This window comes from Ulvibacter sp. 2210JD10-4 (assembly GCF_058148525.1).
Map to the genome: position 1 here is coordinate 1 of NZ_JBYVJZ010000093.1, position 238 is coordinate 238.

At 37.8% G+C, this 238-nt stretch carries 1 protein-coding gene; it reads left to right on the forward strand.

All coding sequences use genetic code 11. The annotated features are described in order from the left end of the window. A partial coding sequence (locus tag ACY2RT_RS15605) for a sugar phosphate nucleotidyltransferase (protein ID WP_490156831.1) occupies window positions 1-238 on the forward strand: 238 nt, incomplete at both ends.

Here is a 238-nt window from a genome sequence, read left to right on the forward strand (position 1 = left end):
TCCAATAATGATCCGGATGGGGAAGTTATATACGCATATCATGTCCACGATCCCGAGCGTTATGGAGTAGTAGAATTTGATAAAACAGGAAAAGCACTCCCTATTGAAGAAAAGCCGAAATCACCAAAATCAAATTTTGCCGTACCCGGAATTTATTGTTATGACAATAGCGTAGTGGAAATTGCATCTAATATAAAACTCAGTACGCGTGGAGAATTGGAAATAACCGATATAAAGA